Raw genomic sequence first — 16,163 nt, forward strand, 5'->3', positions numbered from 1 at the left:
CATCGGGCGGGCGCCGGGGAACGCCTGTCTGAGCGGGCTGGGGCCCGGGGCTTCCTTCGAACTGGCCGCGCAGTGCGCGCAGCTGACTCACGGTCACCCGACCGGGCAGCTGGCGGCGGGTGCGTTCGCGGCGCTGGTCGACCTGGTGCTGACCGAGGCATTGGCGGCGACCGTCGGGCTGGGCTGGATCGCCGAGGAGTGCCCGGCCATCGCGGTGACCGCCCCCGACGCCCGCTCGGCGCTGCTGCTCTCGGTCAACCACTCGGGCGACAGCGACTCGACCGGCGCGGTCTGCGGCAACCTGGCCGGCGCGCTGTACGGCGCAGCGGCGCTGCCCGCCGACTGGCTGGCGGTGGTCGAGGGCCGGGAGTTGATCGTCCGGATGGCCGATGCGCTGCTGGAGCGGGCCGAACTAGCCTGACGGGTATGGCCGAGCCGAAGACCAAGCCGACCGCCGCCGACCCCGCCGCCTTTCTGGCCGCCGTGCCGGACGAGCGGCGGCGGGCCGACGCCGAGGCGCTCTGCGCGCTGATGGCGGAGGTGACCGGGGCGCCGCCGGTGATGTGGGGCAGCTCGATCGTCGGCTTCGGCACGTACCACTACCGGGGCGCGAGCGGGCGCAGCGGCGACTGGCCGCCGGTCGGCTTCTCGCCGCGCAAGCAGGCGTTGACGCTGTACGTGGCCGAGGGCTTCGAGCCGCACCAGGATCTGCTGGCCCGGCTCGGCCCGCACACCACCGGCAAGGGCTGTCTGTACGTCAAGCGGCTGGACGCCCTTGACGAGACGGCCCTGCGCGAGCTGATCGAGCGGGGCTTCGCCGCGTACGACGGGAAGACGATCAGCTCCTAGACCTAGATCGTCGGCTGCACGTCCCCTGTGGTCAGGGTGTGGCTGCTGCGCGGGGTGGCCAGGTCGCCGGGTGGGATGCCGGGGTGGTGGCGGTCGGCGCCGGGGGCCGGGGGCGGGGCGGTCTCGCCGAGGGTGATGCGGGACAGGATGCGGTAGCGGTCGCCTCGGTAGAGCGAGTGGACGTACTCGACCGGGCGGCCGTCGTGGTCGGTGGTGAGGCGTTCGAAGTGCAGGGCGGGTGAGAAGGCCGGGACGCCGAGCAGGTGGGCCTCCTTCTCGCTGACCACGGTGGGTTCGATCGACTGGACGGCCTGGCGCACCCGGACGCCGTGGCGCTCGCGGAGCAGTTCGTAGAAGTCGCCGCTCTCCATGTCGGCGGGCTGCAGCCCCGGCACCAACTCGGCCGGTACGTGCAGGTATTCGATCGCCATCGGTTCGCCGTCGACCAGCCGCAGCCGGGCGATGTAGGCGACCTCGGCCGTCGGGGAGAGGCGGAGCTTGCGGCCGACCCGGGCGCCGGCCCGGACCACCGAGAACTCCAGCACCCGCCCGGCCCAGGAGCCGCCGGCCCGGGGCAGGGTGAAGCCGTGCTCCTCGGGAGCGGCGGTCAGCTCCTGAGTGATCTTCGCGGGGGCGACGAACATGCCCCTGCCGTGCTCCCGGACGATCAGCCCGGTGCTCACCAGCTCGTCCACCGCCGACCTCAAGGTGGGCCGGGAGACGCCGAGTTGCTCGCAGAGCGTGCGTTCGGAAGGGATCGGGTCACCGGCCGAGCGGGCCTCCACCAGGTCCCGCAGGTAGTCCCGTACCCGGGTTCGCTTGTACGCCGGGCCCACCGCCTCCGCCATGCCGCCACTCCTTGACCAGTTCACCGGATCTGACCACTTGAGCCTAGCCGGTCCTGGATCTTGACGCCACGGCACCCCGCACCTTCCGCCACATCCCGGTCAGCACAAGGGTATTGACGGCCCAACTGGTCTATGCCACCTTCTCTTACCACTGGCCCAACTGGTAAACATCAACACCGAGGTGGCAACCCCCGTGCGTTCGCGTCTACTCCCCCTCTCCCTGGCCGCCGTCACCCTGCTCACGGCGGCCGGCTGCTCCTCCGCGGGCTCGGCCGGCTCCACCGGACCGGCCGAGCTGACCGTCTGGATCATGCGTGACAGCCTGACCGACGGCCTGCTCCAGCGCTTCGAGGCCGACTTCGAGGCCACCCATCCCGGCACCACCCTGAAGATCCAGATCCAGGAGTGGGACGGCATCGGCCAGAAGATCACCAGCGCCCTGGCCAGCAACGATGCCCCCGACGTGATCGAGGTCGGCAACACCCAGGTCGCCCAGTACGCGGCCGGCGGCGGCGTCCGCGACCTCTCCGCGAGGACCGCCGAGCTGAACGGCGCCGACTGGCTGCCCGGCCTCGCCGAGCCTGGCAAGGTCGACGGCAAGCAGTACGGCATCCCCTGGTACGCGGCGAACCGGGTGGTGATCTACCGCAAGGACCTGTTCGCCCAGGCCGGGATCACCGCCCTGCCGAAGACCCGGGACGAGTGGACCGCCGCCACCGCGAAGCTCAACTCCGGTGACACCGAAGGGATCTACCTGCCGGGGCAGAACTGGTTCGTACTGGCCGGCTTCCTCTGGGACGAGGGCGGCGACCTGGCCGTCAAGGGATCGGACGGCAGGTGGCAGGGCGCCCTGGACACCCCGCAGGCCGCCGCCGCGACCGCGTTCTACCAGCAACTCCAGGCGCTCGGCCACGGCCCGAAGGACTCCGACGAGGCCAAGCCGCTGCAGGCCGAGGTGTTCGCCAAGGGGAAGACCGCCCAGCTGATCTCCTCCCCCGGTGGCGCCGCCGCGATCCTCAAGGCCAACCCCGCGCTCAAGGACAAGCTGGGCTTCTTCCCGATCCCCGGCAAGACCGCCGCCAAGCCCGGCGCCGTCTTCACCGGCGGCTCCGACCTGGTGATCCCCGAGGCGTCCCGGCACGCCGACGCCGCGTACCAGGTGGTCAGGGAGCTGGCGGGCGAGAAGTGGCAGCGCGAGATCGCCAAGGAGATGAGCTACGTCCCCAACCGCACTTCGCTGGCCGGGGCGCTGAGCGGCAACGAGGGCGCGGCGGCGATGGCGGCGGGCGCGGCGAACGGCCACGCCACTCCCAACTCCCCCACCTGGGCGGCCGTGGAGGCCAACAACCCGGTCAAGCAGTTCCTCACCCAGGTGCTCACCGGGGCCGACCCCGCCGCCGGGCGGGCCGCCTCCGCAGCGATCACCAAGGCCCTGAACAGCGCCGGATGACCGCGACCCGCGCCCGGCTCGGCGCCCTCCTGCCCTACCTGCTGGTCGCCCCGACCCTGCTGGGCGCGGCCTACCTGCTGCTCTACCCGGTGCTGCGCAACCTGCTGATGTCCGTCCAGCACTTCCGGATGGCCCAACTCATCCGGGGCAACCCGGAGTTCGTCGGTCTGCGGAACTACACCGAGCTGCTCGGCGACCCGGAGTTCTGGACCGTGGTCCGCCGCACGCTCGGCTGGACGGCGCTGAACACCGCCCTGATCACGGTGCTCGGCACCCTGGTCGCGCTGCTGCTGGTGCGGCTCGGCCGGTGGCTGCGGCTGGCGGTGCTGAGCGCCCTGGTGCTCACCTGGGCGACGCCGGTGATCGCGGCCACCACCGTCTTCCAGTGGCTGTTCCAGTCCAGGTACGGAGTGGTCAACTGGCTGCTTGACCAGTTGGGGCTGCACGGCTTCCGCGAGTACGCCTGGTTCGCGCACGGCGGCCCGACCTTCGCCGTCCTGGTGGCGCTGGTGGTCTGGCAGTCGGTCCCGTTCGCCGCACTCACCCTGTACGGCGGACTGACCACCGTCCCGGCCGAGTTGTACGAGTCGGCCCGGCTGGACGGCGCGGGGCGGTGGCAGACCTTCCGGCTGGTCACCTTCCCGCTGCTGCGGCCACTGTTCGCGCTGGTCACCTCGCTGGAGGTGATCTGGACCTTCAAGTGCTTCGCCCAGATCTGGGTGGTCAGCCAGGGCGGCCCGAGCGGCGCCACCACCACGCTGCCGGTGTACGCCTTCCAGGTCGCCCAGTCGCTGCACAAGTACGACGTGGGCTCGGCCGCCTCCACCCTCACCGTGCTGATCCTGCTCGGTGCCCTGCTGGTCAACCTCCGCCGGATGTTCCGTCAGGAACGCGAGGAACAGTCATGAGAACCCTGCGCCGACTACCGCTCAACCTCGCGGCACTGGCCGTCCTGGCGGTCGCGGTCTTCCCGGTCTATTGGATGGTGCTGACCGCCTTCAAACCGGCCGTCGAGATCCAGGCCGAGACCCCGACCTTCCTCCCGCTGCACCCGACCCTGGAACACTTCCGCACCGCCGTCGGCTCGGCCGGGTTCGCCGGGTTCTGGCGCAACAGCCTGCTGGTCACCGTCGGCGCCGTACTGCTCGCCCTGCTGGTCGCGCTGCCCGCCGTCTTCGCGGTCGGCCGGCTGCGCTGGCGCGGGCGGCGAGCGTTCGTCCTGCTGGTGTTCACCGCGCAGATGGCACCTTGGGAGGCGCTGCTGATCCCGATGTACGTGATCGCCCGGGACACCGGTCTGCTGGACAGCCTGACCATGCTCACCCTGGTCTACTTCATGACCACGCTGCCCTTCACCATCGTCACCCTGCGCGGCTTCCTGGCCACCGTGCCCGCCGAGCTGGAGGAGGCCGCGCAGGTGGACGGCTGCACCCGGCCGGCCGCGTTCCGCCGGGTCACCCTGCCGCTGCTGGCCCCGGGGCTGCTCGCCACCTCGCTGTTCGGCTTCATCACGGCGTGGAACGAGTTCGCCTTCGCCAACACGCTGATCATCAAGAACCAGGACGCCCGGACCCTGCCGGTCTGGCTGTCCTCCTTCGGCAACGTCTTCGGCACCGACTGGGGCGCCACCATGGCCGCCGCCTCGCTCTTCATGCTGCCCGTGCTGCTGGTCTTCCTGGTCCTGCAGAACAACGTCACCACCGGGATGACCGCCGGTGCCGTCAAGGGCTGATCGCCTTCCTGGCCGCCCTCCAACAGAGGACCACTCGTGATCCTGCCAACTCCCGTCGAACTCACCTGCAGCGCAGGGGAGTTCGTCCTCGACCGGGACACCGCCGTGCACGCCCCGGGCCGCGCCGGACCGGCCGCCGCGCTGCTCCGCACCCTGCTCGGCCCGGCCACCGGGCTGCCGCTGCCGCTCAGCCCCGACGGCGCTCTGCGGCTCGGCCTCACCGGGGACGAAGGCGAGGGCTACCGCCTGAGCATCACCCCCGAGGGCATCCGGCTGACCGCCGCAGGACCCGCCGGGCTGCGGCACGGCATCCAGACGCTGCGTCAGCTGCTGCCGCCCGAGGCACTGTCACCGCGCCCGGCCCCCGGGGTGGTCTGGCGGCTGCCCTGCGTCGAGATCACCGACGCCCCCCGGCACGCCTGGCGCGGCGCACTGCTGGACGTGGCCCGGCACTTCCAGCCGTTGCCCTTCCTGCTCCGGACGGTCGACCTGCTGGCCCTGCACAAGCTGAACGTGCTGCACCTGCACCTGACCGACGACCAGGGCTGGCGGTTCCCGGTCGACGCCTACCCCCGCCTGATCGAGGTCGGTTCGCGCCGGTCCCGGTCCATGGTCGGGCAGGCCGGGTCCACCGAGTACGACGACCGGCCGCACCAGGGCTCGTACACCAAGGGTGAGTTGGCGGAGCTGGTCCGGTACGCCGCCGTGCGCGGCGTGACCGTGCTGCCGGAGATCGGGATGCCCAGCCACACCCGGGCCGCGCTGGCGGCCTACCCGCCGCTGGGAAATCGGCCTGACCGGCAGCTGGATGTGTGGACCGACTGGGGCGTCTGCGAGAACGTGCTCGGCGTGCACGACCAGGTGCTGGACTTCTGCCGCACGGTGCTCGGCGAAGTGACCGACCTCTTCCCGTCCCGCTATGTGCACCTGGGTGGCGACGAGTGCCCGACCACCGAGTGGGAGCACAGCCCGGCCGCGGTGGCCCGGGCCGCCGAACTCGGGCTGGCCTCGCCGAAGGAGCTGCACGGCTGGTTCCTCGGCCAGGTCGGCGGGTTCCTGCTGGAGCGGGGGCGCAGCCCGGTCTGCTGGGCCGAGGACAGCACCTCCGCGCTGCCGGCCGAGTTCACCGTGATGCCCTGGCGGGACGCCGACCACGGCCTGGCGGCGGCCCGCCGGGGGCACGACGTGGTGATGGCCCCGCACCGCTCCACCTACCTGGACTACCCCCAGCGCGACCACCCGGACGAGCCGCTCGGCCAGGCGGGCGCGGTGGTCGACCTGGCCACCGTGCACGCCAACGAGCCGACCCCGGCGCACTGGACGGCCGCCGAGCGGGGCCGGGTGCTCGGCACCCAGGCCCAGTTCTGGAGCGAGTTCATGGCCACCCGGGACGCGTTCGACCACCTGGCCTTCCCCCGGCTGGCCGCGCTGGCCGACCGGGCCTGGAACCCGGCCTCGGACTGGACCACCGACTTCCTCCCGGCCCTGCCCCGGCACGAGCGGCGCCTCTCGGCGTTCGGCGTCCGGGCCCGGAGGTGAGACACCGGGCGCGCCCCCACCGCGCGCCCGTACGCGCAGCAACTCCCCCACGAGGAAAGGACTCCGATGTCCGTACGACTGCGTAAGAACACCCGGCTGCGGGCGGCCCTGGCCGTCTGCGCGGCCGCCGGGCTGGCCGGCTCCGTCCTGCTCACCCCGACCGCCTCGGCGGCCGGGGAGGCGGTCACCGCCCAGTACCGGACCAGTGCGAGCGGGGCCACCGCCGACCAGGTCGAGCCGTGGTTCCAGCTCACCAACACCGGCACCGGCACCGTGCCGCTCAGTCAGCTGACGCTCCGCTACTACTTCAAGTCCGACGGCCCGTCGGTGAGTTACCGCTTCGCCTGCTCCTGGGCGGTGAAGGGCTGCGCCAACATCACCGGCACCTTCGGCACCCTGGCCAACCCGACCGCCACGGCCGACCGCTACCTGGAGGTCGGCTTCACCGCCGGGGCCGGGTCGCTCGCGCCGGGACAGTCCACCGGTGACATGCAGTTGCGGTTCTACCGCTCGGACTGGCAGACCATCACCCAGTCCGACGACTACTCGTTCGGTGGCGGCCAGACCTCGTACGTCACCTGGGACAAGGTGACGGTGCAGCGGTCCGGCGCGGTGGTCTTCGGCACCGCACCGGCGGGCAACACCCCCAGCCCCTCGCCATCGCCGTCGCCCAGCACCAGTACGAGCACGCCGCCGAACCCGAACGCTCCGGTGCTGTTCGACGACTTCAACTACTCGTCCAGCTCCGACGGTTCGCTCCAGCAGCACGGCTGGACGGTGAAGTCCGGGCAGGGCGGCCCGGGGGTGCCCGGTGCGACCTGGTCGCCCGGGGACATCACCTTCGCCGCCTCCGGCGGCAACAGCATCATGAACATGCGGCTGACCACCGACGGCACCGCAGCGGGCACCAAGGAGACCGAGCTCCAGACCACCGCGCGGAAGTTCAAGAACGGCACCTACGCGGCCCGGGTGAAGTTCGACGACACCCCGACCGGCGGCCCGGACGGCGACCACGTCAACCAGACCTTCTTCACCTTCACCCCGCTCAACGCGCCGATGGATCCGGACTACAGCGAGCAGGACTTCGAGTACCTGCCGAACGGCGGCTGGGGCGAGACCGGCAACATCATGTACACCACCTCCTGGGAGACCTACAACCCCGACCCGTGGAACGCGGTGAACGCCCACGGCGAGCAGCGCCGCTCCTACGACGGCTGGCACGACCTGGTGCTGACCGTCGACAACTCCGCCATCACCTACTGGATCGACGGGGTGCAGTTCGCCAGTCACGGCGAGCCGTACCTGCCCGAGACCCCGCAGTGGATCGACTTCAACCACTGGCTGATCGACCTCAACGGCCAGACCAGCAGCACCCCGCGCTCGTACGACGAGCAGGTCGACTACGTCTACTTCGTCAAGGACCAGGTGCTCAGCCCGGCCCAGGTGACCGCGAACATCGCGGCCCTGCGCTCGGCCGGCACCACCTTCAAGGACACCGTCTGACCCACGGTCACCCGGGGCCCGTGCCCCGGGTGACCGCTCGTTCAGTCCCAGAGCGCGCCCAGCTCCAGCAGCTCGTCGCGGTACTCGATCCGCTCCACCCAGTCGGCCGGCCAGGCCGCCGCACCGTGCCGGGCACCCGCGAAGGCACCGGCCAGGCAGGCGATCGAGTCCGAGTCACCCGAGGAGAACGCACCCCGCCGCACCGCCGCCACCGGGTCGTCCGGGAACAGCAGGAAGCAGAGCAGCGCGGTGCCGAACGCCTCCTCCGCCACCCAGCCCTCGCCGGTCACCGTGCACGGGTCACCCTCCGGCTCCGGCCGGGCCAATGCGGCGTCCAGCCGGTCGAGTTCGAGCAGGCAGTCGTCCCAGCCCCGGTCGCTGAACATCCTCGGCGACGGGTCCTGCGCGTGCGCGGCCAGGTCGCCGAGCCAGTACTCGTCGTAGCCCCGGGCCTTGGTGGTCAGCGCGTACTCCCGCAGCCGGGCGGGCAGTTCGGCCGGCTCGACACCGTCCACCAGCAGCCGGACCGTGTACGCGGTGAGGTCGCTGGCCGCCAGCGCGGTCGGGTGACCGTGGGTCAGCGCCGACTGGAGCTGCGCCACACCGGACCTGGCCTGGTCCGTCAGCCCCGGGAGCAGGCCGACCGGGGCCACCCGCATGTTGGCGCCGCAGCCCTTGGAGCCGATGTCGCTGGCCTCCTGCCACCGGCGCTCGGGCTTGCTGAGCCGCAGGCACGCCTTCAGGCAGGTCATGCCCGGCGCGCGGTTGTTGTCCGGGTCGAAGTACCAGTGCACGAACTCCTCCCGGACCGGCCGGGCCAGCCGCAGCGGCCCCAGCGGGCCGCGCTCCTGGGCGGTCCGCAGACCCCGGGCCAGCGCCAGCGTCATCTGGGTGTCGTCGGTCACCGAGGCGGGCTCGGGCAGCGGGAGTTCACGCCACTGCGCGCCCCACTGGAGCAGCTCGTCGTACTCCTTGAACTCGGTCGGCTTGCCCAGCGCATCGCCGATCGCCAGACCCAGCAAGGTGCCCGTCGCGCGCTTCATACTCGTCCCCTCAGACCTCGACCACCAGCTCCGTCAGCCCCCGGATCACGTACCCGGGCTGCCAACTCGGCTCGCGGACCAGCCGCAGCCCGGGCGCCCGCCGCAGCAGGGCCCCGTACGACTCGATGAGCTCCAGTCTGGCCAGCGGGGCGCCCAGGCAGAAGTGAATTCCGGCGCCGAAGGTGATGTGCGGGTTGTCGACCCGGCCGACGTCCAGCCGGTCGGGGTCGGTGAACCGCTCCGGGTCGCGGTTGGCCGAGCCGAACAGCAGCGCCACCTCGGCGCCGCGCGGCACGGTCACCCCGCCGACCTCGATGTCGTCCAGCACCCAGCGCTCGAACATCTGCAGCGGGGTGTCGTAGCGCATCAACTCCTCGACGGCGGTGGGCAGCAGCTCGTCCACCGAGCCGCGCAGCCGGGCGAGTTCGTCCTCGTTCCGGAACAGTGACCACCAGCCGTTGCCGGTGGTGTTCACGGTCGCCTCGTGGCCCGCGTTGAGCAGCAGGACGCAGGTGGAGACCATCTCCTGCTCGGTCAGCGCGTCGTCGCCGTCCGCCGCCCGGACCAGGCCGCTGATCAGGTCGGTGCCGGGCACGGCCCGCCGCTGCCGGATCAGCTCCCGCAGGTAGTCCGAGAACTCGACACTGGCCGCCACCGCCCGCCGGGCCACCTCGGGCGCCGGGTTGAGCTCGAACATCGCGGTGATGTCGGCCGACCAGGGGCGCAGCAGCCCCCGGTCCGCCTCCGGCACCCCGAGCAGCTCGGCGATCACCGCGACCGGCAGCGGCTCGGCCACGGCCTTGATCAGGTCACCACCGCCGTCCCGGACCAGCCCGTCCACCAGCTCCCCGGCCAGCCGGGCCACCGTCGGGCGCAGCTCCTCGACCGTCCGGGGCGTGAACGCCTTCGACACCAGCCGCCTGATCCGCCCGTGGTCCGCCCCCTCCAGGTCGAGCAGCCCCTGCTCGTTGAGGGTGTTGAACGGCTCGTACGCCGGATCGGGCTCCGGCCGGCCGAACTCCTGGTGACTGAACCGGTGGGTGTACGTCCGCCCCAGCCGACGGTCCCTCAGCAGCGCGCTGACGTCGGCGTGCCGGGCCACCAGCCACTGGCCAGTCGGCTCGTGGAAACTGACCGGCGCCTCCTTCCGCAGCCGCTCGTAGGCTCCGTACGGATGCGCCACGAACTCCGGCGACCACGGGTCGTACTCGGTCATCGTCCACTCCCAGCTCGTCGGGAGCGCCATCGTACGCAGCCGGTCAGCTCGCCAGCAGCCGGGCCACCAGGGCGGGGAGCGCGGTGCCGATCGGCTCACGGATCAGTTCCTGGGCGAGCACGTCGTACGGGGTCGGCTCGGCGTTCATCACGGTCAGTCGGGCGCCGTACTGGACGGCGGTGTCGACCAGTCCGGCGGCCGGGTGCACCTGGAGGCTGGTGCCGACCGCGATGAAGTGGTCGCAGTTCTTGGCGATCGCGTCGGCCTGCTGGATCACCTCCCAGTCGAGCTGTTCGCCGAACATCACCGTCGCGGGCCGGAGCACACCACCGCAGCGCACGCACTCCGGGTCGCTCTCCCCGGCCGCGACGCGCTCCAGCGTCCCGGCCATCGACCTCCGGTCCTCGCAGGTCTCGCAGGCCACCTCCTGCGCGGTGCCGTGCAGTTCGAGCACCTTGCGGGGCGACTGGCCGGCCGCCTGGTGCAGCCCGTCCACGTTCTGGGTGAGCACCCGGAGCGGAAAACCGGCCCGCTCCAGCTCGACCAGCGCGTGGTGCGCCGCGTTCGGCTCGGCCGCCAGGGCCCCGGCGTCCCGGCGCATCAGCCAGGCCCGCCGACGCACCTCCGGGTCGGCCAGGTACGGGCCGATGGTCACCAGGTCCTGCGCGCTCGGATCGCGCTGCCACAGACCCTTCGGGCCCCGGTAGTCGGGAATACCCGAGTCGGTGGAGATCCCGGCTCCGGTCAGGACGGCGATCAGCGGTCGCTTGGCGTTCATACCGGCCGACGCTACGGGCTCGCGCCCCGGACGGGCCACCGGTTTCCCGTACCGTGGGGCGGTGAGCAGCGCCGAGGACCTGACCAGTTGGCTGACCAGCCGGACCGCCGATCAGCTGACCGTCCTGCTGGAGCGGCGGCAGCTGCCGTACGCGGGTGTCCCGGGGCTGGCCGAGCCGGGTCGACTGGCGGCCTTCCTGCTCGGCAACCCGTCCGTCCGGCTCGCGCTGACCACGCTGAACCTGGCCGAGCTCCAGGTGCTGTCCGCCGTGGCCGTGCTGGCGGAGCGTCGGTACGGGCCCGCCCCGGTGCCCGTGCCGAGTGCTCCGGCCGGGTTCGCCGGGCGGCGGATCAGCGGCGCCGCCGGGCCCGCCCTCGACCCCGCGTCCCGCCCGGTCCCCCGCTCCGCGCTGTTGGACCTGCTCGGCGACCGGGCCACCCCCCTGCTGGCCGGGCTGGCCGAACGCGCCCTGCTGCTGCCCCCGCACGGCGATCAGCTGTTGGTCCCCGCCGCGCTGCACCAGCAACCCCCGTACCGCTCCCTCGACTTCACGCCGGAAGCACCGCCGCTGCCGGCCACTGCGCTGCCCGCCCACGCCGCCGGAGCCGCCCGGGCCGCCGTCACGGAGGCCGCCGCCCGGGTCGGGCTGCTGCTCCGGGCCGCCGCCGCGCAGCCCCCGGCCATCCGCCGGGCCGGCGGCCTCGCCGTCCGGGAGGTCCGGCAGCTCGCCAAGGAGGCAGGGCTCACCGAGCCGCACGCGGCGCTCTGGCTCGACCTGGCCGCCAACGCCGGGCTGCTCGCCCCCTCCCCTGCGCCACTCCGGCTGCTGCCCACCGCCCGGTACGACGACTGGGTGGCCGGCCCGCCCGCCGAACGCCTGGCGCCGCTGATCGCCGCCTGGGCGGTCACCCCGGCGGTGTTCGGCACCGCCCCGGCCGTGCTCACCACTCCGAACGATCCGACCGCCGTACCGCTGCGCCATGCCCTGCTGCACGCACTGGCCCACCTCCCGCCCGGCCACGGCCTGGTGGCACCGGCGGACCTGCTCGCCGCAGCGGCCTGGCACCGCCCGCTCGGCCCCGCCCCGGAGCCGGCCGCCGTGACCGCCACCCTCGCCGAAGCCGAACTGCTCGGGGTGCTCGCGCACGGCGTGCCCACCCCCGTGGGGCGCGCCGTCCGCGAGCTGCTCGACACCGGGGCCGCGCACTGCTTCCCGGCCGTCCCGCCGACCCGCCAACTCCAGGACGCGCTGGTCGAGTTGATGCCACCGATGGTCGACACCGCCCGGTTCCAGGCCGACCTGACCGCCGTGGTCACCGGTCCGCCCACCGCCGAACTGGCCGGACTGCTGGACCTGACCGCCGACCGGGAGTCGGACGGCCAGGCCACCGTCTGGCGCTTCACCCCCGCCACCGTCCGCCGCGCCCTCGACACCGGACTGGACGCCGCCGAACTGGTCGACCGGCTGCGCGCGAGAGGCGACCTGCCCCAGCCGCTGGAGTACCTGGTCAAGGACGCCGCCCGCACCCACGGCCAAATCACCGTGTCCCGGGTCGGCTGCGTGCTGCGCTCGGACGACGAGGCCCTGGTGCTCGAACTCGCCCATGCCCGCGTACTGTCCGGCCTCGGCCTGCGCCGGATCGCCCCCACCGTGCTGACCGGCACGGCCGACGCCGACACCACCCTGGCCGCGCTCCGGCAGGCGGGCTACGCCCCCGTACCCGAGACGCCCGGCGGGGTGGTCACGGTCGAACGGGCCGCCACCCCGCTCCCCGTGCCACCCCCGGCCGACGGCGCCGCCGCCCTCGCGGCGGCCCTGCTCAGCGCGTGCTGACGATCCGACTGCGCACCACCGACCGGGCCGGAGCAGCCGCCGGGACGGTCAGCGGGCGCAGCGCCAGGGCGAAGAGCACCGCACCCGGCGTCATCAGGTCCAGGTCCATCGCCATCAGCACGGTGGCGACCAGCACCAGCAGCGGACTCCACAGCGGGATCTGCCGGGCCGCCGCGACCAGCAGCACCAGCAGGCCCAGGTAGAACAGCGTCGGCAGCGCCGTGTAGAAGACCGGCAGCACCCCGGGCACGTCCTGGATCTCGCCGAACAGCCGGTGCTGGTCTGCCTTGTCCACCGCCACCGCACCGACCCAGAGGTCGATCAGCGTCTGCCCCACCGAGGCCGCCAGACCGGTGCCCGCCACCACCAGCGCGACCGTGCCCAGCAGCCGGGAGGCCACCCGGCGGCGCAGCTCCAGCAACACCGGCACGAACAGCAGCAGCCCGGCCAGCAGGGCGGCGTGCCCGAGCAGCCAGCCCGCCTCGGGCTCCTTGCTGCCCGGCAGCAGCCGGATCGCGCCGTACAGGCCGATCAACAGCGGGGCGGCCAGGGCAGGCTGGTACTTCTTCATCTCAAGTCCCTCTCGGAGCAGCTCGGTTCGACACCCGAATCCTGCTCCGGCCACCCCTCGCCCCGGATCGCCCGCACCGGCGAAAAGGTCCCCTCCCCCACGCGGGGGAGGGGACCTTTCAGGGCTGAACCCCTAGGGGCTCAGTCCTCAGTCCTCGCCCGCGACCACCGCGCCGGACTCGTACGCGAACACCACCGCGTGCACCCGGTCCCGGAGTCGGAGCTTGGCCAGCACGTTGGAGACGTGCGTCTTCACGGTGTGCTCGCTGACCACCAGCTCGGCCGCGATCTCGGCGTTGGAGTGGCCCCGGGCGAGCAGCCGCAGGGTCTCCGTCTCCCGTCCGGTGAGCTGCTCCAGCAGCCGGGACGGCGCCCGCACCGCCTGCGGGCCACTGCCCTTGCGGGCGGCGAACTCGGCGATCAGCCGACGGGTCACCGAGGGGGCCAGCAGCGCCTCCCCGGAGGCCACCATCCGTACCCCGTGGGCGAGGTCGTCCCGGCGGACGTCCTTGAGCAGGAAGCCGCTGGCGCCCGCGTACAGGGCGTCGTAGACGTAGTCGTCCACATCGAAGGTGGTCAGCATGATCACCTTGGTGTCCGGGTGGTCCGCGCAGACCCGGCGGGCCGCTTCCAGGCCGTCCATCACGGGCATCCGGACGTCCAGCAGCAGGACGTCCGGCGCGTGTTCGCGGACGGCCTCGACCGCCTCGGCGCCGTTCGCCGCCTCGGCCACCACCTCGATGTCCGGCTGCGCGTCCAGGATCATCCCGAACCCGGCCCGGACCAGCTCCTGGTCGTCCGCGACCACCACCCGAATCGTCATGCTCTCCCTCTCAACTCCCCAATGGCAGCGTGGCCGTGACCACGAAGCCGCGACCGTCGGGGCCGGGACCGGCCTCCGCCCGGCCGCCACAGGCGGCGGCCCGCTCCCGGATGCCGACCAGACCACGGCCGCCCGACCAGACCCCCGTCACCGAGACCGGCACACCCAGGCCGTCGTCCTCGACCACGACCTCCAACGCCTCCCGCACCTTCGCCACCCGCACCGCGACCCGGGTCGCACCGGAGTGCTTCACCGTGTTGGTGAGCGCCTCCTGCACGATCCGGTACGCGGCCGCCTGGACGTCGGCCGGGCCGTACTCCTGCACCGTCAGATCCACCCGCAGCCCGGACTCGCGCACCCGCTCGACCACCGCGGGCAGTTCGGCCAGGGTCGGCTGCGGGGCCAGCTCGGGACCGGCGCCCTGCTCCTTCAACACACCCAGCACGCGCCGGAGTTGGACCATCGCGTCGCGACCGGAGTCGGCGATGGTGTCGAAGGTACGGATCGCCCGGTCCGGATCGCTGCGGACCACCACCGGGCCCGCCTCCGCCTGGATCACCATCAGCGAGACGGCGTGCGCCAGGATGTCGTGCATCTCCCGGGCGATCCTGGCCCGTTCCTCCGCCACCGCCCGCGCCGCGTCCGACGCCGCCCGGCGGCCCACCTCCTCGGCCCGGCCCGCCTGCACCCGGGCCAGCCGGCGCAACTCCCGTACCACCGAACCGAAGACGAACGCCCCGACCGAGGTGAGCAGGCTGAACAGCGCCCCGTTCACCGACTTGGTGCCCGCCACGTTGCCCCACACCAGCAACGCCAGCATCAGCCAGCGCTGCCACTCCCGGCCCCGGTCCGCCACCGTGTAGATCGCCACCACCGAGGCCAGCGGCAGCTGCGGCATCACCGAGTGCGCCGCCAGCGAAAGCAGCACCGAGGCCAGGCCGTTGAGCGCGAACACGGTGAACGGCGCCCGCCGCCGCCACGGCAGCGGCAGTACCGTCCCGGCCGCCAGCGCGTACACCCACCAGGACCAGCCCCCCTCGTCGTGCCAGACCGTCCAGAGCGCGACCCCCAACGAGGCCACCGCCAACAGCACGTCCAGCACGTACGGGTTCACCCCGGCGAAGCGTGCCTGCACCCGCTCCCCGAAACCGGCCGCCCGGGCCTGCCAGCGCGACATCAACTCCACGTTCCCACCCCCGTGAAGTCGATCATGCCGCACCGTGCCCTGATCAACCACCACTGACCGTGACGTCACCGGTCGCCGCCCGGGCCACGATCTTCCGCTCCGACATGGTCCGGACCGGCACCTGGACGTCCACCCTGCCGGTACCCGCGGCCGCCTCCACCGCGTACTCCTCGCCCTTCGGCACCGTCACCCGCACACTGCCCGTGCCCGCCTTCACCCGGACCTCGGCCGGCGCCACGGCGAAGCCCGCCTTCACGTCGCCCGTGCCCGCGGTCAGCTGCACCTTCTGCCCGCCCAGCCGCTCCGCCGTGATCCCGCCGGTCCCGGCCGAGGCCTCCACCTCACCCGTCAGCCCGGTCAGCCGCACGTTCCCGGTCCCCGACCTGACCTTCACCACAGTCCCGGCCGGCACCCGTACCTGGTAGCTCACCCCGCAGCCGTCCTCCGGGCACCGGTACGACAGCGTCAGCGTCCCGTCCGCCACCTGGTGCGTCGCCTCCGGCGCCGTCCCCCGGTACGACTGATGCTCCGTCACCCGCACCTCCGACCCGTCCCCGACCACCTCGACATCCCCGGTCCCCCCGTCCACCACCAGCACCCGCACCGCCTCGGTCACCCCGTACCCGACCTCCCGCTCCTCCTGCGCCGCACACCCGGTGACCCCCGCCACCACAGCCACCGCAACCCCGAGCCCGGCCAGTACCCGCTTCACGACAAGCTCCCCTCGCTGCACACCTTCTGACCCCGAGAATCCTTCCGCCCGACCCCCCGGCCGCGGATCCCTCCCCCGAG

At 72.8% G+C, this 16,163-nt stretch carries 16 protein-coding genes; 8 read left to right on the top strand and 8 right to left on the bottom strand.

The genetic code is table 11. From position 1 onward, the window contains the following. Nucleotides 1-37: 37 nt before the first annotated feature. Nucleotides 38-421 carry an ADP-ribosylglycohydrolase family protein gene (locus ASC99_RS12760; protein ID WP_369824197.1) on the top strand — a complete coding sequence of 128 codons (384 nt, stop codon included), beginning with the start codon at nt 38-40 and terminating at the stop codon, nt 419-421. Between the two features lie 5 nt (nt 422-426). Continuing rightward, nucleotides 427-849 carry a DUF1801 domain-containing protein gene (locus ASC99_RS12765; RefSeq protein ID WP_057231387.1) on the top strand — a complete coding sequence of 141 codons (423 nt, stop codon included), beginning with the start codon at nt 427-429 and terminating at the stop codon, nt 847-849. A 2-nt stretch (nt 850-851) separates the two neighbouring features. Here ASC99_RS12765 and ASC99_RS12770 read toward each other — a convergent pair whose 3' ends face one another. Continuing rightward, nucleotides 852-1,697 (bottom strand): GntR family transcriptional regulator, encoded by an 846-nt coding sequence (locus ASC99_RS12770; RefSeq protein ID WP_057231389.1) that lies wholly within the window; start codon nt 1,695-1,697, stop codon nt 852-854. 193 nt (nt 1,698-1,890) lie between these two features. Here ASC99_RS12770 and ASC99_RS12775 point away from each other — a divergent pair, with 193 nt between their 5' ends. The 5 genes from ASC99_RS12775 (at nt 1,891) to ASC99_RS12795 (ending at nt 7,921) form a co-directional block, all read left to right on the top strand. After that, nucleotides 1,891-3,147 (top strand): extracellular solute-binding protein, encoded by a 1,257-nt coding sequence (locus ASC99_RS12775; protein WP_057231391.1) that lies wholly within the window; start codon nt 1,891-1,893, stop codon nt 3,145-3,147. After that, the gene (locus ASC99_RS12780) at nt 3,144-4,055 is read left to right on the top strand and encodes a carbohydrate ABC transporter permease (protein ID WP_082598282.1); all 912 of its coding nucleotides are present in this window, start codon (nt 3,144-3,146) and stop codon (nt 4,053-4,055) included. The genes ASC99_RS12775 and ASC99_RS12780 overlap by 4 nt, the downstream gene beginning before the upstream one ends. Continuing rightward, a complete protein-coding gene (locus ASC99_RS12785) occupies nt 4,052-4,879 on the top strand; it encodes a carbohydrate ABC transporter permease (RefSeq protein ID WP_057231392.1) in 828 nt (275 codons plus the stop codon). The genes ASC99_RS12780 and ASC99_RS12785 overlap by 4 nt, the downstream gene beginning before the upstream one ends. Nucleotides 4,880-4,915: 36 nt before the next feature. Continuing rightward, nucleotides 4,916-6,418: a beta-N-acetylhexosaminidase gene (locus tag ASC99_RS12790; RefSeq protein WP_057231394.1), complete on the top strand. Its 1,503-nt coding sequence runs from the start codon at nt 4,916-4,918 to the stop codon at nt 6,416-6,418. Between the two features lie 66 nt (nt 6,419-6,484). After that, a complete protein-coding gene (locus ASC99_RS12795; protein ID WP_057231396.1) occupies nt 6,485-7,921 on the top strand; it encodes a cellulose binding domain-containing protein in 1,437 nt (478 codons plus the stop codon). 41 nt (nt 7,922-7,962) lie between these two features. Here ASC99_RS12795 and ASC99_RS12800 read toward each other — a convergent pair whose 3' ends face one another. From ASC99_RS12800 to ASC99_RS12810, 3 genes are read right to left on the bottom strand one after another with little or no spacing between them, the layout of a single operon-like run. Further along, nucleotides 7,963-8,964 (bottom strand): ADP-ribosylglycohydrolase family protein, encoded by a 1,002-nt coding sequence (locus tag ASC99_RS12800; RefSeq protein ID WP_057231398.1) that lies wholly within the window; start codon nt 8,962-8,964, stop codon nt 7,963-7,965. 10 nt (nt 8,965-8,974) lie between these two features. Then, nucleotides 8,975-10,180: a cytochrome P450 gene (locus ASC99_RS12805; RefSeq protein ID WP_157531501.1), complete on the bottom strand. Its 1,206-nt coding sequence runs from the start codon at nt 10,178-10,180 to the stop codon at nt 8,975-8,977. A 43-nt stretch (nt 10,181-10,223) separates the two neighbouring features. Next, nucleotides 10,224-10,958 carry a Sir2 family NAD-dependent protein deacetylase gene (locus ASC99_RS12810; RefSeq protein WP_057231402.1) on the bottom strand — a complete coding sequence of 245 codons (735 nt, stop codon included), beginning with the start codon at nt 10,956-10,958 and terminating at the stop codon, nt 10,224-10,226. 61 nt (nt 10,959-11,019) lie between these two features. Between ASC99_RS12810 and ASC99_RS12815 the strand changes: the two genes are divergently transcribed. Further along, a complete protein-coding gene (locus ASC99_RS12815; RefSeq protein WP_057231404.1) occupies nt 11,020-12,792 on the top strand; it encodes a helicase-associated domain-containing protein in 1,773 nt (590 codons plus the stop codon). Here the strand turns inward: ASC99_RS12815 and ASC99_RS12820 are convergent. From ASC99_RS12820 to ASC99_RS41895, 4 genes are all read right to left on the bottom strand, one after another. Then, a complete protein-coding gene (locus tag ASC99_RS12820; protein ID WP_057231407.1) occupies nt 12,779-13,363 on the bottom strand; it encodes a hypothetical protein in 585 nt (194 codons plus the stop codon). The genes ASC99_RS12815 and ASC99_RS12820 overlap by 14 nt on opposite strands. A gap of 147 nt (nt 13,364-13,510) precedes the next feature. Beyond that, nucleotides 13,511-14,185: a response regulator transcription factor gene (locus tag ASC99_RS12825; RefSeq protein ID WP_057231409.1), complete on the bottom strand. Its 675-nt coding sequence runs from the start codon at nt 14,183-14,185 to the stop codon at nt 13,511-13,513. A 10-nt stretch (nt 14,186-14,195) separates the two neighbouring features. Next, nucleotides 14,196-15,362 (bottom strand): sensor histidine kinase, encoded by a 1,167-nt coding sequence (locus ASC99_RS40385; protein WP_082598283.1) that lies wholly within the window; start codon nt 15,360-15,362, stop codon nt 14,196-14,198. A 52-nt stretch (nt 15,363-15,414) separates the two neighbouring features. After that, complete coding sequence (locus ASC99_RS41895) at nt 15,415-16,083, bottom strand: DUF4097 family beta strand repeat-containing protein (RefSeq protein ID WP_057231411.1); 669 nt, start codon at nt 16,081-16,083, stop codon at nt 15,415-15,417. Nucleotides 16,084-16,163: the final 80 nt, after the last annotated feature.

The sequence above is a fragment of the Kitasatospora sp. Root107 genome, assembly GCF_001424875.1.
Lineage (GTDB): Bacteria > Actinomycetota > Actinomycetes > Streptomycetales > Streptomycetaceae > Kitasatospora.